The sequence below is a fragment of the Paenibacillus mobilis genome, assembly GCF_058267595.1.
In genome coordinates this window covers 410077-434293 of record NZ_JBZCMS010000003.1, presented here as the reverse complement: position 1 = coordinate 434293, position 24217 = coordinate 410077, and the positions used below count along the sequence as shown (strand labels likewise).

Genomic DNA, 24217 nt, shown 5'->3' with positions numbered 1-24217 from the left:
CGTACTTTCAAACACAGCTCAAAAAGGTCCCAGGCTGCCGAAGCGGCAGCCGGGACCTTTTTCTAGTTGAAGAAGGTTTTATTCGGATCTCCCGATATCCCCTTCATTCGTATCCGCTTCTTCCACGATTTTTTTGCATGGGAGGGTGAAATAAAAGGTCGAGCCGCTGCCTTCCAGGCTTTCCACCCCGATGGTGCCGCCCATCAGCTCCACCAGCTTTTTGCTGATGGCCAGTCCCAGACCGGTCCCGCCGTACTTGCGGTTTAAGCTTGGATGCAGCTGGGAGAACGACAGGAAGAGCTGATTTTGACGATCATAAGGAATACCGATGCCCGTGTCCGTCACCTTAAAGGTCAAAGCTGTCACCCGTTCATCCATGGAGGACTGCGCTTCGACAGTGACGGTTACGCCCCCATGGTCCGTAAACTTGACGGCATTGCTGATCAGATTAACCAGCACCTGGCGGAGCCGCATGGAATCGCCGAGCACAATCGCCGGAATCTGTTCCGGATTTTTCAGCAGGCCGGTCAGCCCGATGCCCTTCTCCTTCGCCCGCGGCGTAAACAGCTCGATCACGCCTCCCATAAGCGCCTGAAGATGAATGGGCTCGCTGTTCAGCGTCATTTTTCCCGTCTCAATTTTGCTGAAGTCCAGGATCTCGTTCAAAATATGCAGCAAGGCGTTGCTGCTTTCCTTCAGCACTTCCGCAAACATCTTCTGCTCTTCGTTTAAATCGGTGGTTTGAAGCAGATCAATCATGCCTATAATCCCGTTCATCGGTGTCCTGAGCTCGTGGCTCATCATCGCCAGGAACTCCGATTTGGCCTGATCGGCCTGTTCCGCGGATTCCTTAGCACTGATAATTTCCTTCTCGTCGGTAACGTCGCGGAAAACAATGACCGCTCCTTTACGCTCTCCTTTGTCCCATATAGGCGTAACCTGGTAATCGGCAAAAAAGCTGGTCTCATCCCGCTTCCAGAACACGGCGTCTTTCTTCGAAAAATGCAGGCCCGACTTTACCGCCTTCAGGATCGGCGAGTCCTTGACCGTATAGTAGCCGCCGTCCTGCCGGGTCTCCCGGAACACTCTCGGAGATGGAATTCCAATGATGGCTAACGCTTCATATCCCAGCATATCGGCACCCGCCGGATTGACGAATATCACCTTGCCGTCGTTATCGAGCCCGACGATCCCTTCCGACACCGTATTTAGCAACAGGCTGTGTTCCCGGCTCAACCGTTCGATCTGCTCCACATAACGGATTCGTTCCGTAATGTCATTGGTAATGCCGTACACGCCGACCACTTCTTCATCGACGATGATCGGAATATTTACCGTGTTGATCTCTACGGGATGTCCGTCTTTATGAATGATGGTCAAATCATAGCTTTGGGGTTTGCCTTTCCGGGCCAGGTTAAAATGATAAAGCGTTCTTTCCAGATCCTTCTCGGATACGATCGGCCCGAAATACATGCCCAGCAGTTCATCCAGCGAATAACCCGTGAGTTTCTCCAGATTGGCGTTCGCCGTTAAATAGTCCCCTTCCATATTCATGGAATAAACGGCCGAAGGATTGTATTCAAAGAGAGAACGATAACGCTGTTCTTTCTCTTTAAGCATAAACTCCATGATTCTTCGTTCGGTGATATCCCGGGCCACCGATATCACTTCTATGGGCTTGCCTGTGTCGTTCAGGATAAATTTGCTATTGGCCTCCACCCAGATATGGCGGCCATCTTTATGAATAAACCTATAGGTCACGGTCTGCGGCAGCTCATAACCCGGCGTCTTTCTGCATGCCTCAATATATTGCCGGACTGCAGGCACGTCCTCCGGATGCAAATAATCATAGGTGCAGGTCCCTTCCAGCTCCTCCGGCCGGTAGCCGATCAGATGATAGGAAGCCGGCGAGCAATATAAAAACCGGGAATCCTCAACGGTGCAATGCGAGATGAAATCAAGCGTATTTTCTGTGATCAGCCGGTATTTCCGCTCCTGCTCCAGCAGCTCCCGTTCCATCTCCACTTGTTTCGTGATATCCTGCACCATGCCGATCATTTCGAAGGGCCTTCCGTCATCGGTAAAGGATACCTCCCACTGGGCTCGAATCGTGCGAAGCCGTCCGTCCGGCAGTTTAATCTGGTATGTAAGACCTTCGCTGCTTCCCTTTAAAGCACGTTCGACCGCCGAGGTAAGTCTGGCCCTATCCTCCTCCACGACCAGCTGCAGCAAGGAAAAATGATTGTTTTCCCTGGCGGACATGACATCGCCGTAAATCCTTCTCATTTCACGGCTGTAGTGCAGCTCACCGTTCGTCAGGTCCCATCTCCAGGAGCCCACCCGGGCAATCTGCTGGGCTTTCGCCAGCGTATCTTCGTTATTCACCCGGCCGGTTACGTTCCGTCCAATCGCCAGAACTTTTCTGACCTGGCCAATCGGATCCTTAAAAACTTGGAAAGAGGTTTCCAGCCAAAGGTAATGCCCATCTTTATGCCGTACTCTTCTTGTAAAAATATCCTCCTCGGAGTACAGCTTTCCCGGTCTGGCCATTTCCTTGGCATCATTGGAATGATAAAAGGAACTGCGGAGCCGTCCGATCATTTCCGCGGCCTCGTAGCCGAGCAGGCTTTTGCAGGAAGGGGAAATATATTGAATCACGCCATCAGCGGAGCTGATGCTGATGAGGTCTTGTCCTTTTTTGGCAATCAGCGCAAAAAGTTCTTCGCTCTCAATATCTTTATCTTTCAGCTCAGGCAGATAAGTGATATCTTCCGCGCAGCAAATAAGCTGGTGTCCCTGCTCCGGCGAAGTTTCCTCCAGCAGCGACCAGCTGAGCTTGCGCAGTATTCTCGCACCGGATCTGCGTCTGAATTCTACCTGCTGCTCATATCCGGTCAAAGGGTTCCTGAGCACCTCTTCATAAATACCTGTCAGATCCAAGGAAGACATCCCTTCAAGCTCACAGAACGCCATCCGGTTAAGACCTTCGTTCCCCAGGCCAAACAGCCTCCCGAAGGCTTTGTTCCCTTCAAGCAATATTCCTTCTTCAGGCAGCACAACGGCCATGCCGATCGGTGCATTTCTGTAGATCCGCTCCCACTGTCCCATATCCGATCCATAGCCCATATCGACGCCTCCCTGAAGCTCTTTGTCTCTTGATCATATTCGTTTGGCCGCACTGCCGCAACCGTTTCCGTCCAGGCTGAAGGGGTCCAATTCCTGAACCTTCCAAAAACTGAAATCCCTCTAGTTAAGAGTATACAAGAGACAGCCTGATTAAAATGACTCTTCCGGTCCATTTTTCGGCCGGCTCAGAGCAAAATCCACACCTGTGCAGCAAAAAAACCGCCCGTTGGCACGAGCGGCACGATGCATTGGCGCTTCAAGCCCTTTCGGCCTGGAAGCTTCTTCGTGGAAAAGCGGTTTATTAAGGCTTTGGCAGCTCGGTCAAGGCTTTGAAGGTGTAACCCTTCTTTCGGATATCATCGATAATCCGGCCCAGCGCTTCGGCATTATCCCTGGAAACCGAATGCAGCAGCAGCACTTCGCCCGGATGGAGCTGGGACATCACTTTCTGATAAGCGTATTCGGCGCCTCGCTGGTCATTGGTATCCCAATCCTTATAGGCGGCCGACCAGAAAATGCTGCGGTAACCGGCGGCATTGGAGGTCTGGAGCGAACGGTCGCTGAAAATGCCGCGCGGAGGGCGGACAAATTCCATCTTCTGAATTCCGGTCAACTCGGCAACGGCTGCCCGCACCCGTTCCAGCTCCGACTTGATCTGGCTGTCGGAAATCGCGGACATGTCCGGATGGCTCCAGGAGTGGTTGCCGACCAGATGCCCTTCGGCAACCATCCGTTTGACCAGCTCCGGCTGATCTTTTACATAATGGCCCGTCACAAAAAAAATGGCAGGAACCTGTTTGGCCTTCAGCGTATCCAAAATCGGTTTCGTATAGCCGTTCTCATAACCGTTGTCGAACGTCAGGTAGATTTCCTTCTGCTGGGTATCCCCCAGAAAAACGGCATGATTCCGGTCAATGATGTCTTTGAATCCTTCCTCATTAATAGAAGGAAGCTGTCCGTTCTGGCTGCGTTTAAACCCGAAGTTGAAAGCACGTTCCGATCCTTGCGCCGCCGCGTCCTCCAGCAGCGGACAGGTCAAGCCCAAGCACACCAGCAGCGCGGTTAAAGCAAGCGTCCAGCGCTTCATTATCCTATCCCCTTTCGCCAAATAGATGGTCAGCTTTTAATGTCTGCCTGACCGGGCGAAATTATGCACAATTGGATCAAACGAGGGGCATTGGACCTTTTAGCTTCCCTGCTACCTCCCTCCCCTTCTCCTGCTGCAGGACGGTCCGCGCCAGACGGATCCACTCTCTTGCCGCAAAGGACATGTACCGTTCCTTCTTCCAGATGATGCCGAGCTTCCAGGGAATGACCGGGTTCACCAGCGGCAGGATCCGGACACGCTCCAAATCCATCTCCCGGCAGATTGAGTCGGGCAGCAAAGCGATGCCCAGCCCGGCCGCCGCCATTTGGCTGATCAGGTCCCACTGCGAGCTTTCGTAGATGACTTTGGGCTGAAATCCCGCCTCCTGACATTCTTTAATAATCCGGTCATGCAGCGCGAAATCCTCGCGGAACATAATAAAAAATTCCTCCTGAAGCTCGGACAGCCCAACCTCCGTGCTGCCTGCCAGCCGGTGGGACGGAGGAACGATCAGATTCAGCTTCTCCTCGACGAACGGAAATACCTCGAAGATGCCTTCTGAATCCGTAGGAAGCACCACGACTCCCAAATCAAGCGACCCTTCCTCTACGTCGATCTCGACTTTTTTGGCCCCATCCTCAAAGAGGCGAATGGTAATGTCAGGGTAACGGAGGTGGAATTCCCCCATGACCTTTGGGAAAAAACTCGAGCCCACCATCGGCGGCAGTCCGATTCGAATGTGGCCTCTCTTCAGGTTGCGGAGGTCGTCGAGTTCATCCGACAAATTTTGAAAGGCATTCAAAATTTCCTGGGCCCGCTCCACGATGATGCGTCCTGCATCGGTAAGTTCGATGCTGCGTCCTTGCCTTGCAAACAGCACGATCCCGAGCTCTTCTTCCATCTGCCGGATCGTTTTGCTGATCGTCGGCTGAGTTATAAATAACGCCTCCGCGGCTTTGGTAAAACTGCGGAGCCTGGCCACTTCGACCAGATACTGAAGCTGACGGATATCCACTAACCCACCTCATTTCCATAACTAAACGGAATGCTAAGTATTCTATATATGAATTTTACCTATGAAAGAGAGTGATGTAAAATTTCTGTAAATCAACTTTTTATCCAATGAACGAAAGGTGTAGATTCCGTTATGACCAAAACGAAAGCCTTATGGATCGGGATTGTACAGGTGGCCGTTTTGTTTCTGATTTCCTTCGCGATGAACAAACTTACGGAGCTGCTCCATCTTAAAATACCCGGAAGCATTCTCGGCATTATTCTTGTCTTTATTCTTCTGCAGACCAAAGTCATCAAGCTCGAATGGATCGAACGCGGCGCCAACTGGCTGTTGGCCGAATTGCTGCTCTTTTTCATCCCGTCCGCCGTCGGCATTATGCAATACATTCCTATGCTGGAAAATGACGGCCTTCAAATTTTGCTGGTCGTGATCCTCAGCACCGTGATCGTCATGCTCAGCTCTGGCATCGTCGCTTCCCGCATTACGAAACGAAAGGAGAATAAATCTGCATGATTATTGGTCTGATTTGCCTGCTGTTTACGCTGGTTGTCTATGGGATTACTAAACAATTTTACAAAAACAAACCGCGGATTTATTTCTCTCCGCTCCTCGTTACGCCGATCGTGCTAGTCGGCTGCCTGCTTTTGACGAAAGTGCCGTATACCTCTTACAACCAAGGAGGAAAGCTGCTCAGCGATTTTCTGCAGCCGGCCACGATTGCTTTTGCCGTTCCCTTGTATAAATATTTCCATGTGCTTAAGAAACACGCCGTCGAAATCGTGGTCAGCGTGCTGAGCGGTTCCGTAGCGGCTATGATTTCTTCCGCTTTCCTTGCCAAGTGGCTGCACCTGGACGCTTCGCTGATCCACAGCCTTGTACCGCGTTCCGTAACCACGCCTATCGCGATGAACGTTTCCCAGGTAATCGGCGGCGTTCCGAGCATTACGGCCGTTTTTGTCATTATCACCGGCATTTTGGGCACCCTGATTGGCCCTGTCATTTTGAAGCTGTTCAAAATCGAAGGCGAAATTGCCAGAGGCGTGCTGCTGGGCACCAGCGCCCACGGTACAGGTACCTCCAAAGCCTTTGAGCTCAGCTCGCTTACCGGCACTATCTCCAGCATCTCGATGATTCTAGCCGGATTGATTACGCTTGGCATCGCCCCGGTCTTCATAGCGCTGGTCCTTCATTAAAAATAGGCAAAATGGCGCTTTATGCCGGTTCACTTCGGTTTTCCTCTAATTTTCCATATCTTTTTCCAATGGCCGCCTTTGATCTTGAGGCGGTTCTTTTTTTAAACCTTATCCTGATAGGATTCCCCTTTTCCGCATTTCTTCAGATTTCTTGTCGATAATAGAGTTTGCTTCCCGCCTCATATTTAGTATAGTAGGAGGGTCTGGTTTACAAATACAGGAATCGCAACAAGGAATGTGGGAAAGGAAAGAAATTTGAAAGTGGGGTTTGATTGTGCTTTTCAACTCGTATGAATTTATTTTTGTTTTCATGCCTGTTACGGTGATTGTGTATTTTCTGCTTAACCGGTTCCGGCTTATCTTCCTAAGCAAATTATGGCTCGCTTTAAGCTCCCTGTTTTTTTATTGCTGGTGGGATATCCGGTACCTGCCTCTGCTGCTTGGCTCCATCGCTTTTAACTATATTATGGGACGGACGATCGGCAATCTGGGGAAACCCGGCGCCAAACCCCGCAAAACTGCGCTGTTTATCGCCATAGCCGTTAACGTCCTGCTTCTCGGCTATTACAAATACGCGGACTTTTTCTTGACGAATGCGGGCGCGGTGCTGCATAAGGACTTTCCGCTTCTGCACATCGTCCTGCCGCTTGGCATCAGCTTTTTCACCTTTACGCAAATCGCGTATCTCGTCGACGCTTACCGCGGCACGGCCAAAGAATATAACATCGTAAGTTATGTCCTGTTCGTTACGTTTTATCCGCATTTGATCGCGGGTCCAATTCTGCACCACAAAGAAATGATGCCGCAGTTCGACCGCCTGAAGGGGAAAAAGTTTAACTACAGCAACGCGGCCAAAGGGCTTTTCCTTTTTTCTATCGGTTTGTTTAAAAAGGTCGTCATCGCCGACTCCTTTTCGCCGATTGCCGCAAACGGGTTCGATACGATGACCCAGCTGAACTTCGTTCAGGCCTGGACAACCTCGCTGGCTTATACCGTTCAGCTCTATTATGACTTTAGCGGTTATTCGGATATGGCGATCGGAATTGCCCTGCTCTTCAATATCAAACTGCCAATCAATTTTAATTCGCCTTATAAGTCCGTCAGCATCCAGGATTTCTGGCGCCGCTGGCATATGACGCTGAGCCGCTTTCTCCGGGATTACATCTATATTCCGCTTGGCGGCAGCCGTAAAGGAACGACCCGTACGCATATCAATTCCATGCTGACCATGCTGATCGGCGGTTTGTGGCACGGCGCGGGCTGGACCTTTGTTTTCTGGGGTTTCCTGCACGGGTTTGCCCAGTTGATTCACCGGATCTGGCAAAAGACCGGCATCCGGATGCCGAAATGGCTGGCCTGGTTTATCACCTTCCAGTTTATCAACTTCGCCTGGGTATTTTTCCGCGCCACTAGCTGGGCAGACGCCGTCAAGGTGTTGAAAGGCATGATCGGCCTGAACGGCATCGGCCTGAACGCGCTGGACAAAACCGCCGTTTTGTGGCTGGCTGTCTTTATTCTGATCGCGCTGCTGTTCCGCAACTCGATGCAAATGTTAGAACGGTTCAAGCCGGGCTGGAAAAGCGCCGCTTTCGCTGCCGCCCTGTTCGTGTTTGCCGTCGTTTATTTCAATAAAATCAGCGAATTCCTGTATTTCAGCTTCTAAATCCCGGCCCGGGGCCGGTATGTAAGGAGATTTCAAAGTGAGATATAAACAATCGAAGCATAGAAAGTTTCTGTTCCAGTTCTTGGGGAGCATCATCATTTTCGCCCTTCTGGTGGGCTCCTTTGTGGTGATCGTGGATCCGCTCCAATTTTACCGAAAAGCGTCTTTTTACACGCCGACCTACTCCTGGGAGGAACGTTATCAGAACCCTGGGCTTGCCCGCAGCTATAGCTACGACACGATTGTGCTGGGCAGCTCGATGACCGAAAACTTCCTGCCGTCCGAAGTCGGCGACAAGCTTGGCGGCTCGGTGCTTAAACTTTCCATTGAAGGGTCTACGGCCAAAGAGCAATACCTGACCGCCCAGGTTGCGTTCGGCAGCGGCCAGGTCAAACAGGTGCTTTGGGGATTGGATTATTTTGCTTTCCGCGGCAACCATGTAAGCGACCAGGGCGACTTCCCTTATTATTTGTACGACAATAACGTGCTGAACGATTATAAATACATTTTTAACGAATCCAATATTCAAAACGCCTATAAAGCGCTAAGAGACTCCAAGGCACGGGCCGCAACCCATCCTTCTCTCGAAAAACTGTACAACTGGGACAAAAGCGTCAAATACGGCAGCGATTTGGTCATTAAAAACTGGGAGTTCGCCCGTTATAACGAGACGGCTTACGGCGATAACGAAGATCCCCTGGAATCGGTTAAGCAGAGCTTTAACGATAATGTGCTGCAGGTGGTTAAGGAGCATCCGGAGACGACCTTCTATTTCTATTATCCGCCGTACTCCATCCTGCGGCAGCAGGTTTGGTATACAACCAACCCTCAGCGGTATGACAACCAGCTGGAGATGAAACGGTATATGTACGAACAGCTCAGCCAATTCGATAATGTCAGCCTTTACGAGTTCCAGACGGATAAAGACATTACGTACACGTTGGACAACTACAAAGACCTTTCCCACCATTCAGGAGCGATTAATTCCCTGATCGTAGATGAAATCTCCAAAGGCACGCATAAGGTGACGGCCGACAATCTGGAGGAGGAAATCCATAAGCTGAAACGGCAGGCCGAAAACGTCATGGTGAACAAGCAAGACGGCAGCGTCTATTCGCTTGATCTTCAAATCAACGATAAAGAGGCAAGCTTCGGCTTTATTCCGCCGTCCCCGGACGACACGCTGATGGCCCCTCTGAAAAAATATGCCGAGCTGCTTGGCGCAAGCTTCGATTATGATCAGCCCGCCAAAAAGATCACCCTGAAAAAAGGCGATGACACCGCCGTATTGACCGTGGGCTCGGACGAAGCCGACGTTAACGGCCAAACGGTGAAGCTTGCGGCCGCCGTCAATCAGATCGATGGCACGATGGCCGCCCCGCTGGAATCCGTTCCGGCTTTGTTCGGCGGAACCGTCGAAATCGGGGAGCTCTCCGATTACATGCGCGGCGTCGATATCACGATGCCCCAGTAACCTTGTTCTAAAAAAAAAGAACCCGCAGAAGCCTTCTGCGGGTTTGTTTGTGTTAGAGCGCCGCCTATTCCTTCCGGCGCATCGCGCGCAGCGCGTCGCGGTAAGCCTCGTCGGCGCTTTTGCCAGCGGGCCCGCCTTCCTGGCCGGGCCGATTGGCCCTGTCGCCCAGGCTTTCTTCCGCCGCGAAACGCCTCAGCGCATCGCGATACTGCGCGTCGAGGCTGCCTTGTCGGGCGGCTTTTAGGTCCTCGGTTGCCGACCTTACCGGCGGATGGTCCAGCTCGATCGCCCCGACAGCTGCCGCTTCCTCCAGCGAAGCCGGGTCAAAGGAGTCCGGGTTGGTGCCGAGTTCTGCCCGGACGACTGCTTCCGGCGCTTCCAGGCTCCCTTCCGCGGGTAAACCGGCTTCCATCCCGGCTTCCGTCTCTTTCCTTTCGACGTTCTCTCCGGCCGTATGGGCTTTGGATTTTTTTCTGGCATTGCGCGTGTTATAGATGATAAGGAAAAGAATCCCGAGCACTACAAGGATGATGAACCCGTAGACCATGTTTTAGCTCCCTCCCTGCCCCTTACCCCGCAGCAAATTTCCGGTCAACTCGGCAACTCTCGCCCCAAGCGCACGGCCCAGGCTCAGATCCTGCTCGCTGGGTTCACTTGGAGGACCATCCGGCGTTTCTTCTACCGAACAGGTGATGCCAACCCCGTAGTAGGAGCCGTAAAGCGCATTTTCACGGATGGTTCCCGGCAGTCCCGTAATGATCATCCCCTGGTGCAGCATAGGGACAATAAGATTCAGCAAGGTCGATTCCAGTCCCCCGTGCACGGTAGCCGTTGTACAGAACACAGCTCCGACCTTATCCACCAGCCCGCCGGTGGCCCATAAATAACCCAGCTTGTCGATCCATTCCTTCAACCCATCGCTGATGGTTCCGAAATGACCCGGGCAGCCCCAGATAATGGCATCCATATCGGCAAGGTCATGAACGGAAGCTTCTTTGACATGATGCAGGGCAACCTTCGCGCCCGCTTCTCCGGCTCCCTGGGCTATGGCTTTTGCAAGCAGCTCCGTATGGCCGCTGTCGCTGTCATATACTACGTATACGTTCATCGGTGTCTCCCCTTGTTATCCAGTTTTCTGGTTATTTTCTCAAAATCGGTGTAACGGCTAAAAGGCATTCCCGGTGTTCGTTTATGTTTTCATTATTGATGTCCAAATGAACCGTAAATATTAGCCGACTCACAGGGATAGCATTTCCTTCTTTCGGAGAAACTCTCCACAACAACTCAAAAACAGAAAACCAGCAAGGGAGATGAACCATTACAATGAGTTCGAAAGCCATATTAATCAATATAATCGTCATCGTCATTATATTGGTTGGAGCGGGCGCAGGAATTTATTACTATAACCAGTCCACCAGTTTCGTAAAAACGGATAACGCCCAAGTCACCGGACAAGCGATTAACCTGGTGTCGCCGGCGGCCGGGGAGCTGAAGCAGTGGACGGGCGATGTCGGCAAAGATTTTTCGGCAGGTCAAAAAGTCGGGTCGGTAACAGGCGGGGGAACCACCGTGGATATCACCATGCCTTCGCCGGGGAAAATCGTACAGAACACGGCCGTAGAGGGTACCCTGGTCGGGGCCGGCACCGTTCTGGGCCGGGCCTATGATTTCAATAATCTCTGGGTAACGGCCAACATCGAAGAAACCCGGATCAACGACATTAAGGTAGGGCAAACCGTCGATGTGTATGTGGACGCTTTTCCCGATACAACCTTGACAGGACGCGTGGATTCCATCGGACTGGCTACCGCGGGCACCTTTTCCCTGCTGCCGGCCTCCAACAGCAACGCCAACTATACCAAGGTCACCCAAGTGATTCCGGTTGTGATCACGATCGAAGGCTATAAAGGGCTGGGCATCGTGCCGGGGATGAACGCCTCCGTACGCGTCCATATATAGGTGACGCCTATGGCACAACTCTCAATGGGCAAAACCCTGTCGGTATTGATGCTCGGAGCTTTTATCTCCATCCTGAACCAGACGCTTCTGAACGTGGCTATCCCTCATCTGATGAATGACTTCAACGTGTCGGCCACAACCGTTCAGTGGCTGTCGACGGCCTATATGCTCGTCAACGGCGTGCTTATTCCGATAACGGCTTTTCTGATCGAATCCTTCGGGACGCGGTCCCTGTTTATCTCGTCTATGGTGCTGTTCGGGGTAGGCTCGGTCATCTGCGCAATCAGCCCGACCTTCAGCATCATCCTGATCGGCCGGATCATCCAGGCCAGCGGGGCGGGCATTATTATGCCGCTTGTCATGAACGTTTTTCTGACGGTATTCCCGCCGGAAAAACGGGGGGCGGCCATGGGAACCATGGGTATCGCCATGATGTTTGCGCCGGCCATCGGACCTACGTTGTCCGGCTGGATCGTGGAGAATTACACCTGGCGCATCCTGTTTTTTATGGTAATCCCGCTGACGGCGCTGGATATTCTGCTTGCCTTTGTCTGGCTGCGCAACGTGTCCAAGCTGTCCTCCCCCAAATTCGATACGCTGGGCACGGTTTTCTCCACCATCGGCTTCGGCGCGCTGCTTTACGGCTTCAGCTCGGCCGGCAGCGACGGCTGGACAAGCGCAACGGTGGTTCTGTCGCTGATTATAGGCGGACTGTTTGTCCTATTTTTCGTTATGCGCGAGCTTGGTATGGACAGACCGATGCTGGAATTCAGGGTGTTTAAATACGATATCTTCACGATTTCCACTATCGTTGGGGCAACGGTAAACATGGTCCTGTTCGGCGGGATGCTGCTGCTTCCGATTTATCTGCAAAATATCCGGAGCTTTACGCCGCTGCAATCCGGCCTGCTGCTCCTGCCCGGCGCCATCCTGATGGGGATCATGTCGCCGATTTCGGGACGGATCTTCGACCGGATCGGCGCCAGGCCGCTCGCCGTGATCGGGCTCCTTATTACGGCCGTCACGACCTTAGAGTTCAGCAAGCTGACCTCCGAAACCGCCTACGGCTCCATTATGATGCTGTATACGATCCGGAGCTTCGGGATGTCCCTGCTGATGATGTCGGTTCAGACCGAAGGGCTCAACCAGCTGCCAAGGCATCTCGGCAGCCACGGCACGGCCATGTCGAACACGGTGCGGCAGATCGCCGGTTCCATTGGGACTGCTCTGCTGGTCACCATCATGACCACCCGTTCCACGGTTCATATGGGCAATTTCAGCAATACGCTGACGACCAACAACCCTTCCGCCGTTCAGAATTTCAACGAGCTCGGACAAACCTTGTCCGCTATGGGTGGACTCCCCGAGGAAACCGCCCAAGCCGTGGCCGCCCAGACGGTCTACAGTCTGGCCCTTCGCGATTCATCGATCGGCGGCATTAATGACGCGTTTATCATCGCTACCTGGATCGCGATCGCCGGTTTGTTTTTCTCCCTGTTCCTTCGGCGCAGCGTAAGGTGGACTCCGCCCAAGGTCCATGAAAAAGAAGTGAAACCCGTTCCGGCCGGGGATGCCGGGCCATAACGAAGTGCCGATCCTCCGTCTCGCCGGCAACATCCCTGGTGCGGCGGAGTTTTTTATATGTCCGTGCTGAGCGCACTATTTGGTCTCTTTTAAACTGTGCTTGCAACTTGCACAGAATGCGGATATACTAACTTCAGTGACGGCAGCCAGGAGAGGAGAGACCATTTATGTTTGAAGCCGAACTTTGCAAATCGCCCAATTTTAAATGGTTTGGCCTGGCCCTCCAGTCGCTGGTGGTTTTATCCCGGCTTGAGGACGAACCCTGTCCCAGCCATACGATTGCCAAAACGATCGGCTCCGAAGCGACTCTGATCCGGAGAATCCTGTCCCAATTGGCCATGGGCGGAATTTTGGAAACCCGGGAAGGACGAGTCGGGGGTTATCTGCTGAAGCGCTCTCCGGAGCAAATTTCCCTGGCCGAGGTTTACCTCGCTTTGGAAGGGAAAGACCTTCATTGGGGCGCCATGCTGGAAACCGTTGGACCTCTAAAGTTCCAAACCGATCTGAAGGGTACTTTCGAAGAAATCATCGGAAGGATCAACACCGGCATGCTGGATATTCTGAAGGATTACACCATTGCCGATTTGCTTCAAAGTTGTGCGAATGCAGAACATGCCGCCCGCCTGACCTGAAAACAGGAATGCGTTAGGCCTGCGTTTACCATAAACTGTGCTTATTCAAACACAGTAAAAAATATTTTAAATGACGGAGGATGATAAAAAATGAGTCAACCCCTACAAGTTACTCAAGATTTGGCTACGATTTTGAAAGAAAGACGTTCAGTTCGCCACTATGATCCAAACGTTAAAATTTCCCGTGAAGAGCTTAAAGAAATGCTGCAGCTCGCCTTGACAGCTCCTTCTTCTTCCAACATGCAGCCTTGGCGTTTTCTGGTCATTGACGACCAGGACCTGAAAGAAAAGCTGCTTCCGATCGCCTATAACCAACAGCAAGTTGTGGATGCCGCCGCTGTCGTCGCAGTCCTCGTTGACATGAGATCTTACGACAAAGCTGCTGATATTTACAATCGCACAGCCGAATTCGGCATTATGAGTGAAGAAACCCGCGATAAAATGATCGAGAACTCCGTTAAAACATACGGCAGCCTTCCGCAGGACGTGATGCGCCGCATCAATTCCTTCGACGCTGGCATGATCACTATGCAGCTGCTGCTGATCGCCCGCTCCAAAGGTTATGACACGGTAACTATGGGCGGCTACAATGCCGATAAATTCAAAGAGGCCTTCGAGGTTCCGAATACCTACGAGCCTGCCGTTCTGGTCGCCATTGGGAAAGCGTCCGAAGCCGGTCACCCGAGCTCCCGCCTTCCGCTGGACGAAGTGTCTTTCTGGAACTCGTTTAATAAATAAATATTTGTCCAAAGCAGTGAACCCCTGTTCATTGTCTGGATAATATAGGATACAAGGAACCGTCACGGGCCGCGAGCTCGGACGGTTCCTTTTTGCTGTTGCAGGGAATTCAGTTTCCTTGTTTTTGTTCCATATCCTGCAGCCCGCTGCAGGAAGTTTTTTTATTTTTGCGAATACTATAGGGCAGTACGGGCTGAGGGCATACATTTTCCGCTTAAAGGGTAAACATGAAATAGGTGAAGTGCAGGCCATTCCATTTTTAATTAAGGAGAGATCGATATGAAAGTCATTATTACGCAAAGCGAAGCCATCGATAAAGGCATCTGGCCACAGGTCATGCAGTGGTTTGGCATTGGCAACGAAGACGATACCTGGCCCGCCGAAGAATTTATCCTGACAGAAGAACAAGCAAGGGAAGCCGGATTAATCAAATAAATAAACAGCTCTCACTCAAAAGTAATTGACAACGATAGTGATAATCATTATCATTTAAAGCAACGAGAAAACTATCTTGCTTAATTATGGGGGATTAAAGAATGTTTAATTTGCACAAGAAAAAAACCGGCAAAGCCGGATTTGTCCTGCTCAGCATGTTTGTCCTGATGCTGGTGCTGTCCGCTTGCGGAAGCAACGCCGGGAATAACAATTCGGGCAATGCGGCCGCTTCTGCGGAACCAAGCGCTTCCGCTTCAGATACAGCGTCTGCTGCACCTAGCGAAGCAACCGAACGGACCGTTAAGGATGCCATGGGGCATGAAGTTAAAATTCCTGCAAATCCGCAAAAAGTCCTCGCTTCCTATCTGGAAGACCATCTGGTTGCGCTCGGCGTCAAACCTGTAGCCCAATGGTCCATTGCTGACGGAAAAAGCGTTCAGGACTACCTCCAATCCTCGTTATCCGGCGTGCCGCCTATCGCCTACGATCTGCCGCCTGAACAAGTGGCCAGCTTCGGTCCGGATTTGATTATCATCGACTCCGAATCCGCCGTTGAAAAGGGATTGTACGAGCAGTATTCCGCCATCGCTCCAACTTATGTGCTTGGCGATGCTGTCCGGAATGACTGGCGCAAGTCGCTCACTACGATTGCTGATCTGCTCGGCAAACAGGATGCAGCGGATAAGGTGCTCGCCGACTACGACCAGAAAGCCAAAGATGTGAAGGCAAAACTGGACGGAGCAGGCTTAACCGGACAATCCGCAGCTGTGTTGTGGATTACGCAAAAAACCGTTTATATGGTTAAAGACAGTGTAGCCAGCGGTGAAGTACTATACAAAGATTTGGGCTTCGCAGAACCAAGCCTTGTCAGCGATATTTCCAAAACGGCTCAGGCCGACTGGAACCCGGTTCCGCTTGAGCAGCTGTCCAAGCTGGATGCCGATCATATCTTTGTCATGAACAGCGACGGTCCGGATTCCGAAACGGTGAAGAGCCCTCTTTGGCAAGGTTTGAAAGCCGTGAAGAACGGTAATGTTCATGAAATCAGCGCCTCAGGCGGCTGGATGTACAAAGGCGCCGTTGCCGGCGGACAAATCATGGATGAAGTACAAAAGATTCTGGTGAAATAAGCAATGAAAAGGCTGTCCCTCAACCGAATTCCGGTAGGGCAGCCTTTTTTTGCTGAAATAGCAGGAATAGCGGGTACGCAGCGGCGGGTTCAGAGTACCGCATCGCAAACGCACGGTGTCTGGCCGTTTGATTTGCTTACGGCAGACCCGGGGTGCGTTTACAGCTTTTCCTCGACCCCGGGCAGCTCGCATAAAACCGCTTCATAAGGTCTAAGTTTTACCGCTCCTTCTTCCCGCTGCAACAGGGCATCTTCATAGTTGCCCAGCAGCACCTTGTAGGCCGAAAAAGCAGGCAGATCGGCCAGCGGAAACGTCTGGATACCGGCCGAATGATTTTGCAGGACAAGCCAGGTGGTTCCCGGGCGGCTTCGGGTATAGGCGTAGACCTGAGGATGGCCTTCCGACCAGTCGCGGTAATCCCCGTAAACCATGACCGGGTTGCTTCTGCGCAGGCCGATCAGCCGCTGGTAAAATCGGTAGATGGAATCCGGACTGTTTAAATCTTTTTGCATATGGATTTCTTTGTAGTTCGGATTCACGCGAAGCCACGGCGTACCCTTGGTAAACCCGGCATGGGCCGAATCGTCCCACTGCATCGGCGTTCGGGAGTTGTCCCGGCTCAGCGGCTGCAGGCTCGCCAGCACCTCTGCGGCAGGACGTCCCTTGCCGGTCTCTTCCTTGTATTTGTTCCGCATGGCGATATCCTGATACTCTTCGATCGAAGCAAACCGGACGCCGGTCATGCCGATTTCTTCCCCTTGAAAAATATAAGGCGTACCCGGCAGCGTATGCAGCAGCATTGCAAGCTGTTTGGCGGACAGGACGCGGTACTCCGCATCGTTGCCGTACCTTGACACCTGGCGGGTATGGTCGTGGTTGTTCAGGAACTGCGAATTCCAGCCTTCCTCTTTAAGCGCTTCGTACCAACACTTCTGAATTTCCTTATAGCGCGGCAAATCCCAGTTTGGCATATCGTCGGCCACCTGAAAGTGGAACAGCATGTTCAGCTCGTTCCGGCTTTCCGCTACATACAGCCGTCCATCCTCCGGACTGACAAACGGGATTTCGCCTACGGTCATCATATCGTAATGCCGCAGCACCTCTCGGTTCATCTCCTGCAAATAAGCATGGATGCCCGGTTGGTTGCCGAGATATTCGATGCTGCCGGGGTCCTGCGCGTCCGGGAATCCGGCCTTTTTCGCGAGCAGGTTGATTACGTCCATCCGGAAGCCGTCAATGCCCAGATCCAGCCAATACCGCATCATCCGGTAGATCTCCTGCCGCAGGTCTTCATTCTCCCAGTTCAGATCAGGCTGCTCCACGGCAAAGGAATGAAAATAATACTGCCCGGTCCGCTCATCCAGCGTCCAGGCCGAAGGCTCAAAATAAGAACGCCAGTTGTTCGGCGGGCCACCGTTCCGGCCATCCTTCCAGATATACCAGTCTCTTTTCGGATGGCTCCTGGAGGAGCTGGACTCGATAAACCACTTGTGCCGGTTGGAGGTATGGTTGACTACCAAATCCATGATCAGCTTCATGCCCCGCTGATGAATGCCGTCCAGCAGACGTTTAAAATCCTCGAACGTTCCTGCCTTCTCCATAATCCCGTAATAATCCGAAATGTCGTAACCGTTGTCTTTGTCCGGCGATTCATAAATCGGGTTCAGCCAAATGACGTCGGCGCCAAGCTCCTTGATATAATCCAGCTTCTCCGTGACGCCGCGCAGATCGCCGTAACCGTCCCCGTCCGTATCGTAAAAGCTGCGCCAATACACCTGATAGACGACCGCTTCCTTCCACCATTTCCGCTGCTTGCTCATCGGCATTCCTCCCGTGTCCCTGTCCCCTGTGTCCCCAATTCCGCTACAAGCCGTCCGGCAAACCCCCGGAAGATTTTGGCCCCGAAAGATACGTTTCTTACTTTGTCGACAAATACGTTATCCCCTTCAAACCGGCACGTGACCGTATCGGCATAAGGCGTTTCGATCCAGCGCCAGACCATCTGCAGCGTTTGCCCGTCCAGCCACTCCGCGGCGGCATAGACGGACTCCGTCCTGTCCTCCTGCGCCTGCAGCCGGGCTTCGCCATGCTGCCACTTCCCATATCCGCAGACAATTTGTTCTGCCTTTCCTTCCTGCTGCCAGGAGAAGGCAACCGAAGAAGCCGAAAAATCGAAAGAGACTTCGCTGATTTCAGATCGATCGTCTTCTGCCTGGGCTTCCTCTGCGACTAGGGCAGTGGAAGCAGATGCGACGGTATAACGCCGGGGGTCGGCTGGGAGCGGCGGCGGATTTACGCCGGAAGGAGGCGGCGGCTGAAGCTCAAGCCCCTTCAAATAACCGGATAGCTTCGCAAAAGCCGGGCCACCCTTTTCCCGCGGCCCCTCCACTGCTTTTGCCGCCGGCAGCGGACCAAAACCCGGCAGCAGATGCTGCCAGGCCAGGTTGAGCATCAGCTGCATGTCGTCATACCCTCCGGTCAGGACCAACACGGCCTGCTGATCTGGCATCACTACGCAGAATTGGCCGAATGCGCCGTCTCCCCTGTAAATTCCGCCGCGGCAGCGCCAAAACTGATAACCATACCCTTGCGTCCAGTCGCTGGACGGATCGGAGCCGTTGTCGATCTGCTTGGACACGGCGGCAGCCACGAAATCGGCAGGCAACAGCTGCACGCCGTTCCAGCGGCCCTGCTGCAAAAACAATTGGCCAAACTTCGCTACATCCTCAGTGTTTAGCCGAAGCCCCCAGCCGCCTGTATTTCTGCCGAGCGGACAAACGCTCCAATACGCCTCACGGATGCCGAGCGGATCAAGCAGCCGCGGCTTCAGGTAGTCCAGCAGCCGCTGGCCCGTCGCCTGCTGCAGCACGGCCGACAGCATATAGCTGGCTCCGCTGCTGTAGACGAAGCGGGTGCCGGGCGCGCGATCCGGCCTGGAGCGGAAAAATGCCGCGGCATAATCGCAGTCCGGCTGCGCCAGCATCAGCGGTTTGGTGTCCGCATCATGCCCGGTCGACATCGTCAGCAGATGTTCGACCGTAAGCTCCAGCAGCCGCGGGTCGGCTCCGGCCGTCAGCTCCGCCGGGAAAAAGGACGCGGCTTTATTCGTCAAAGCCAGCTTCCCTTCGGCGGCAGCCAGGCCGATGGCAGTGGCCGTAAAGCTTTTGCTGAGCGAAAAAAGATCATGCGGCGTACGCTCTCCGTATGGCTTCCACCAGCCCTCCGCGATCACGTTCCCGCGGCGGAGCAGCATCAGACTGTGCGCCTCCAGGCCGGCTTCCCGCACGCCTTCCAGAAACGAAAGCACCGCCGCAGAGGATACCCCTTGAGATTCAGGGGTCCTCCGCGGCAGCCGGGCAGGTCGTTCGTTATCGTTCATCTTGGTTTTCCCGCCTTTCACGATTCGTTGTTCCTGCCTTAAGCATGCAGCAGCCCACGCAGAAACTCAAGCGTCAGCCCGCGTGTATCCGGCAGCACAATATCCGCTCCGGCCGCCTTCAGCGCTGCCTCGCTGCCGATGCCGACGGCTTTCATGCCGGCCGCCTTGATGGCCGTAATGCCTGACTGGGCATCCTCGATCCCGACGCACGTCTCCAGCGCGGCGTCAACCTCCTCCGCGCCCCGCAGGAACAGGTCGGGCGCGGGTTTGCCCCGCGGCACCGAATCGGGCGGCACGACAAACCGGATCAGTTCAGCCAGCTCGAGAGCCCGCAGAATTTGCGGGGCGTTTTTGCTGGCCGAAGCGATCACGGCCGGAAGCCCGGCCTCGCGCAGCGCAAGCAGCAGCTCCCGGATACCGGGATAGGCATCCGCCGGAGTCAGGCGGTCCAGAAGCGAGACGTAATGGCTGTTTTTACGCGCTGCCATCTCCTGTTTCGCTTCCTCGGAATATTCGTCCGCTTTGCCGCCGTGCCGCAAAATCGCCTCCAAGGATTCCATGCGGCTGATGCCTTTCAAATTTTCGTTGAATGCCCGGTCGATCGGGATGCCGATCTCCTCGGCAAGCTGTTTCCAGGCAATATAATGAAATTCGGCCGTGTCGGTAATGACGCCGTCCAAATCAAAAATGACCGCTTTTAACACCATGGTTTTTCCTCCATTCCAATCCTCATCGTCTAAATTCGTCTATTGTCTGTCGTGTCTGTCATGTCCGTCGTGTCTATCAAAGCTCCCATTCGATCCGGCTGTCCCTGCTGGTCAGCCGCCGTCCGTCCGTCTGCTCCAGCTCAATCTGCCAGCCCTGCTTGTTGCGGACGATCAGCCGGCTGCGGCCGCCTTCTCCCCCCGGCTTGACCTCGAGCTCGAACCCGGCGGAGCCGATCTGCAGACCGGTCAGGCTGCAGCCCTTCTCCAGCCAGGAGGCGGGGAGCTTCGGCGAAAGCGTAAGCCGCCGCTCGTGAGCGTCCGGCTGCACGCCAAAGAAATGGCGGACGACCGGAACGGCCAGCGCATAAATCGTCCAGGCCTGGACCACGCAGCCGTAATCCGGCGACATTTCCGAGAAAGAGCCGGGCAGCGCCTTGGAGAACGTACCCAACATCCGTTTGAGCAGGTCCAGCGCTTCGTCCGGATTTCCGCTTGCCGCTTCGGCCACCACATGGACGCCCGTTGAAATCGTCATCGTCCCCTGTTGATAGATGCCGGACAAATAAGTTCCGTGTTCGCCGATGAACTCGGGCGTTCTCATTGAGGCCAACGCCCGGTCGGCTTTGTCCGGATCGGCAATCCCCGCTTCCATCGGGGTCGCGATGACCCAGTTTTTATTAAGCAGCCAGCCCCGGTCGGCGTCATCGCCGCCCGCCTGCTCCAGCAGCTGCCGCAGATAAGCGTCATACCCGGCGATACCCTGCTTCTCCGCCAGCGCTACCATATGACCCTCGCTGGCCGCGATTTGGGACTTCGGCCCAACCGCGTCGGCGTACAAGCCTTCGTCCTCGCACCAAAACGCCTCGTTAACGGCCCGGACGGCACGTTCGGCCAGCCCGGCATAGTGACGCTGCGCGGCTTCTTCGCCCAGCTGTCCGCTCATGGAGGCCATCGCCCGCAAAGCCTGGGCCGTATAAACGGCGCTGTCGATCAGCTCCATATTCAAGCCGGCGATTTCAATAATGCCGTAGCCGGAAGGGAACAAATCGCCGTCCGGGTCCATTTCGCCCAGCAGCCAATCGATGCCTTTCACGCAGTAGGCATAGTGACGGCGCAGCAGCGCCTCGTCGCCGGTCCAGCGGAAGCATTCCCACACGAAGGCAATGTAGTGGGCCGTTTCCTGGGTATTGCCCGGATTCGGCACCGCTCCCATCGTCGTGATTTCATGCACGACTCTTCCGTTTCCGTTCACTTCCTCGGACTTCCGCAGGATGAGATCCAGCGTATCCTTGGCGAGCTGCGGGTCGCCGATAGCTAGCACCCCTTGCAGCGCATACGTGCTGTCGCAGCCGAACCACCACGGATAAGTCGGTCCGCCCGCGGTCAATCCCCTGCCGGTCCCGTCCACGGTCTGCACCAGCCACTGGTTGTTCCATTTGGCCCATTTGAACGCCTCGTTCAGCCGGTCCTCCCCGGGAACGAGAAGCCTGGCACGCTGTTCGACGGCTTCGTAAAACCGCTGTTTTTCTTCCAGCAATGCCGTATGCCGGCTGGCAATCGTTTCGTACGTCCGGTCGCATTCTTCCCGCGACGCATAAGACCCGGCGGCGAACAGCCGGAATTCGAACGTCTCCTTGTCCTGAAGCTCAATGTCCGTCCGGAACGCCACGCCCAGGCCAGCTCCCGCCGTGAACTCCGGACCGTACAGCTCCGTTCCGGTTTCGATCACGGCGTCCGGCAAATCCGTGCCGACCCGCACAAACCAGTTGTGGCCGCTGTCCTTGACCAGGACGGCCCGCTCCGACACGTCGGCGGCTTCGTCCCGCTCGCCGTCCGTGATGCCGATTTCGTCCGAGAACCAGACCGGACGAAGATCGGTACGCACGAGCAGTTCCAGCCGGAGGCGTGTCGTGCCCTGGCCGTAAGAGAGCAGCTTAAACGCGGATACGAATCCTTTTTCCCGTTCAGGCGCGAACTGCACCCGTTCCAGAGAAACCGGAATATGGCTGAGTCCGTGGTCGTAGCTGAACCGGCTGCCCCAAGGTTCGTTCGTAAAGGCGTCGGCTCTGGACCAGACGGAAATCCGGCGGTCCAGATCGGTCAGCTTGAGCCAAAAGCCGTCCAGCAGCTTGATCGGATGCAGCCAGACTCCGCCCATCTCATTGGCCAGATGGTGTCCGAAATCCGGAAAATAGCCGTCCTGTGTGCCGCAAATTTTCAGATATTCGCCGGCGTTGTAGTAGAGATTAAAAGGATGCCTGCTTGTAAGTCCGGTCATGAAAATCCTCCTTGGCAAGTCCTCAGCCCTTGATGGCCGATGAGATGGAAATACCTTCTATGAAATATTTTTGAGCGGCGAAGAAAACGACGAGGGCCGGCAGCATGATCAGGATCGTGGCCGCCATCAGCATGTTCCATTCGACGTTGTACAGTCCCTTGAACATTGAAAGGCCCAGCGCCAGCGTATATTTGTCGTTGGAATTCAAATAAATGAGCGGACCCTGGAAGTCGTTCCAGACGCCCATAAAGGTGAAAATGGAAACCGCAATCAGCGGCGGCATGGACAGCGGCATAATGATGCGCGTAAAGATCTGCAGCCGGTTCGCCCCGTCGACAAAAGCCGACTCGTCCAGATCACGCGGAATGCCCCGTATAAACTGGCGGATCAGGAAAATGTTAAACGCCCCGCCTCCGAAAAATGACGGCACGATCAGCGGCAGAAAGGTGTCTACCCAGCCGGCTTCCTTGAACATGATGAACATCGGAATCATTGTCACTTGGGAAGGCAGCATCATCGTCGCCAGCAGGACGAGAAACAGCGCTTTTTTCCCCTTGAACCGGAAGCGGGCAAAGCCGTAGGCGCACAAGGCCGATGAAAAAACCGTTCCGATCATGACCGGAACCAGAATGATGACTGTATTTTTCAGAAACGTAAAAAATGGAATCGCTTGAACCGCGTCTGCATAATTGCTCCAATGCCAAACGCTCGGAAAAAAGTTGTCTTTAAACACCTCGGCAGGCGATTTTAAAGAAGTAAACAAGGTCCAGGCCAGCGGAACAAGCACAACCAAAGCCCCGCCGATGAGAATCAGCCAGGACAGGATGCGGGCCGGATGGATTTTCGCGTTTACAGTATGGTTCACGGTGATCGTCTCCCCTCAGTCCCTGTCGTCGTCGCCCTGATAGTACACCCACATCGAAGAGCTGCGGATGACGACAAGCGTGAAGACCAGAATAATGACGAACAGGATCCAGGACAAAGCCGAAGCATAGCCCATTTCATAATCCTGAAACGCCTTGTTGTACAGGTACAGGTTGTAAAATAACGTCGAATTCAGCGGTCCCCCGTTCGTCATGACGAAAGCCTGCGTAAAGTATTGGAAACCGCCGATGATTCCCATGATCAAATTAAAAAAGACCGTCGGCGAAATCATCGGCAGCGTGATGCTGAAGAAACGCCGAAAAAGCCCGGCTCCGTCCAGCTCCGCCGCTTCGAACATCTCCTCGGGTACGCTCTGTAGTCCGGACAAGTAAATGATGATCGTGTTGCCGACGCCCCAAATGCCCATCACGATCAACGCGCCAAGCGCATAGGACGGGTCTTGAAGCCAGGCCGGCCCCTGAATGCCAAACCAGCCGAGCGCTCGGTTCAAAATGCCGTATTCGGGGTTGAAGATCATCACCCACATCATGGAAACCGCAACGGCCGGAATCACCGACGGCATGAAATAAATGAGCCTGAACAGCTTCATGCCCCGGCTCCGCATATTAAGCAGCAGCGCCGCGAGCAGGGAAACGATCTGGTATAAAGGAACGGAAACCAGCGCAAAAATAAACGTTACTTTCAGCGACTGGTAAAACAGCTCATCGTGAAAAATCGCCTTGAAATTGTCCAGGCCTACCCATTCGATGGACTTTACGCCGGTAATGATGTCCCATTTGCTGAACGCCAGCAGCAGGGAAAACAGCATCGGACCGATCGTAAACAGCAGCAATCCGATGAGCCAGGGAAGGATGAACAACAGCCCGGTCCATTCCGATTTTGACTTATGCATGGCAGCCTCCTTGGTGAAGAGGGTGAAGCGAAATCAGCGT

Annotated in this window: 21 protein-coding genes; 10 read left to right on the top strand and 11 right to left on the bottom strand. The window is 53.8% G+C overall.

What is annotated here, in order from left to right; genetic code table 11:
• Window positions 1–78 precede the first annotated feature (78 nt).
• The 3 genes from AC3ZPD_RS08180 to cidR form a co-directional block, all read right to left on the bottom strand.
• Window positions 79–3126: a PAS domain S-box protein gene (locus AC3ZPD_RS08180; RefSeq protein ID WP_490983788.1), complete on the bottom strand. Its 3048-nt coding sequence runs from the start codon at window positions 3124–3126 to the stop codon at window positions 79–81.
• Window positions 3127–3427: 301 nt separating this feature from the next.
• Window positions 3428–4213: a delta-lactam-biosynthetic de-N-acetylase gene (gene pdaA / locus AC3ZPD_RS08175; protein WP_490983787.1), complete on the bottom strand. Its 786-nt coding sequence runs from the start codon at window positions 4211–4213 to the stop codon at window positions 3428–3430.
• Window positions 4214–4289: 76 nt separating this feature from the next.
• Window positions 4290–5228, bottom strand: coding sequence for a cidABC operon transcriptional activator CidR (cidR, locus tag AC3ZPD_RS08170; protein ID WP_490983786.1), 939 nt, complete (start codon window positions 5226–5228; stop codon window positions 4290–4292).
• A gap of 132 nt (window positions 5229–5360) precedes the next feature.
• Between cidR and AC3ZPD_RS08165 the strand changes: the two genes are divergently transcribed.
• From AC3ZPD_RS08165 to AC3ZPD_RS08150, 4 genes are all read left to right on the top strand, one after another.
• Entirely contained in the window at window positions 5361–5741 is a 381-nt protein-coding gene (locus tag AC3ZPD_RS08165) for a CidA/LrgA family protein (RefSeq protein WP_490983785.1), read from the top strand.
• Window positions 5738–6421 (top strand): CidB/LrgB family autolysis modulator, encoded by a 684-nt coding sequence (locus AC3ZPD_RS08160; protein ID WP_490983784.1) that lies wholly within the window; start codon window positions 5738–5740, stop codon window positions 6419–6421. The genes AC3ZPD_RS08165 and AC3ZPD_RS08160 overlap by 4 nt, the downstream gene beginning before the upstream one ends.
• A gap of 274 nt (window positions 6422–6695) precedes the next feature.
• Entirely contained in the window at window positions 6696–8084 is a 1389-nt protein-coding gene (locus tag AC3ZPD_RS08155; protein WP_490983783.1) for an MBOAT family O-acyltransferase, read from the top strand.
• 37 nt (window positions 8085–8121) lie between these two features.
• Entirely contained in the window at window positions 8122–9558 is a 1437-nt protein-coding gene (locus tag AC3ZPD_RS08150) for a copper amine oxidase N-terminal domain-containing protein (protein WP_490983782.1), read from the top strand.
• 64 nt (window positions 9559–9622) lie between these two features.
• On the opposite strand, the gene AC3ZPD_RS08145 is transcribed toward AC3ZPD_RS08150, so the two are convergent.
• Window positions 9623–10105: a hypothetical protein gene (locus AC3ZPD_RS08145; RefSeq protein WP_490983781.1), complete on the bottom strand. Its 483-nt coding sequence runs from the start codon at window positions 10103–10105 to the stop codon at window positions 9623–9625.
• 3 nt (window positions 10106–10108) lie between these two features.
• Complete coding sequence (locus AC3ZPD_RS08140; protein WP_490983780.1) at window positions 10109–10666, bottom strand: NAD(P)H-dependent oxidoreductase; 558 nt, start codon at window positions 10664–10666, stop codon at window positions 10109–10111.
• 215 nt (window positions 10667–10881) lie between these two features.
• On the opposite strand from AC3ZPD_RS08140, the gene AC3ZPD_RS08135 reads away from it, so the two are divergent.
• The 6 genes from AC3ZPD_RS08135 to AC3ZPD_RS08110 all read left to right on the top strand — a co-directional run bounded on the left by AC3ZPD_RS08135 (window position 10882) and on the right by AC3ZPD_RS08110 (window position 16036).
• Window positions 10882–11517 (top strand): HlyD family secretion protein, encoded by a 636-nt coding sequence (locus AC3ZPD_RS08135; protein ID WP_490983779.1) that lies wholly within the window; start codon window positions 10882–10884, stop codon window positions 11515–11517.
• Between the two features lie 9 nt (window positions 11518–11526).
• On the top strand, window positions 11527–13101 hold the full coding sequence (locus tag AC3ZPD_RS08130) for a DHA2 family efflux MFS transporter permease subunit (RefSeq protein WP_490983778.1): 1575 nt from the start codon (window positions 11527–11529) through the stop codon (window positions 13099–13101).
• Window positions 13102–13268: 167 nt separating this feature from the next.
• Window positions 13269–13733, top strand: a complete 465-nt coding sequence (locus AC3ZPD_RS08125; protein WP_490983777.1) for an RrF2 family transcriptional regulator — start codon at window positions 13269–13271, stop codon at window positions 13731–13733.
• Window positions 13734–13823: 90 nt separating this feature from the next.
• The gene (locus tag AC3ZPD_RS08120) at window positions 13824–14471 is read left to right on the top strand and encodes a nitroreductase family protein (RefSeq protein WP_490983776.1); all 648 of its coding nucleotides are present in this window, start codon (window positions 13824–13826) and stop codon (window positions 14469–14471) included.
• Between the two features lie 279 nt (window positions 14472–14750).
• Window positions 14751–14906, top strand: a complete 156-nt coding sequence (locus tag AC3ZPD_RS08115; protein WP_490983775.1) for a hypothetical protein — start codon at window positions 14751–14753, stop codon at window positions 14904–14906.
• Between the two features lie 101 nt (window positions 14907–15007).
• Window positions 15008–16036 carry an ABC transporter substrate-binding protein gene (locus AC3ZPD_RS08110; protein WP_490983774.1) on the top strand — a complete coding sequence of 343 codons (1029 nt, stop codon included), beginning with the start codon at window positions 15008–15010 and terminating at the stop codon, window positions 16034–16036.
• Window positions 16037–16194: 158 nt separating this feature from the next.
• Here the strand turns inward: AC3ZPD_RS08110 and AC3ZPD_RS08105 are convergent, their stop codons facing one another.
• The 6 genes from AC3ZPD_RS08105 to AC3ZPD_RS08080 all read right to left on the bottom strand — a co-directional run bounded on the left by AC3ZPD_RS08105 (window position 16195) and on the right by AC3ZPD_RS08080 (window position 24177).
• On the bottom strand, window positions 16195–17856 hold the full coding sequence (locus AC3ZPD_RS08105; RefSeq protein ID WP_490983773.1) for a glycoside hydrolase family 13 protein: 1662 nt from the start codon (window positions 17854–17856) through the stop codon (window positions 16195–16197).
• Window positions 17853–19415, bottom strand: coding sequence for a serine hydrolase domain-containing protein (locus AC3ZPD_RS08100; protein ID WP_490983772.1), 1563 nt, complete (start codon window positions 19413–19415; stop codon window positions 17853–17855). Before AC3ZPD_RS08100 ends, AC3ZPD_RS08105 begins: the two co-directional genes overlap by 4 nt.
• Before the next feature lie 38 nt (window positions 19416–19453).
• Entirely contained in the window at window positions 19454–20122 is a 669-nt protein-coding gene (gene pgmB / locus AC3ZPD_RS08095; protein WP_490983771.1) for a beta-phosphoglucomutase, read from the bottom strand.
• Between the two features lie 76 nt (window positions 20123–20198).
• On the bottom strand, window positions 20199–22400 hold the full coding sequence (locus tag AC3ZPD_RS08090; protein ID WP_490983770.1) for an amylo-alpha-1,6-glucosidase: 2202 nt from the start codon (window positions 22398–22400) through the stop codon (window positions 20199–20201).
• Window positions 22401–22422: 22 nt separating this feature from the next.
• Window positions 22423–23265 (bottom strand): carbohydrate ABC transporter permease, encoded by an 843-nt coding sequence (locus AC3ZPD_RS08085; protein ID WP_490983769.1) that lies wholly within the window; start codon window positions 23263–23265, stop codon window positions 22423–22425.
• A 15-nt stretch (window positions 23266–23280) separates the two neighbouring features.
• Complete coding sequence (locus AC3ZPD_RS08080) at window positions 23281–24177, bottom strand: carbohydrate ABC transporter permease (protein WP_490983768.1); 897 nt, start codon at window positions 24175–24177, stop codon at window positions 23281–23283.
• Window positions 24178–24217: the final 40 nt, after the last annotated feature.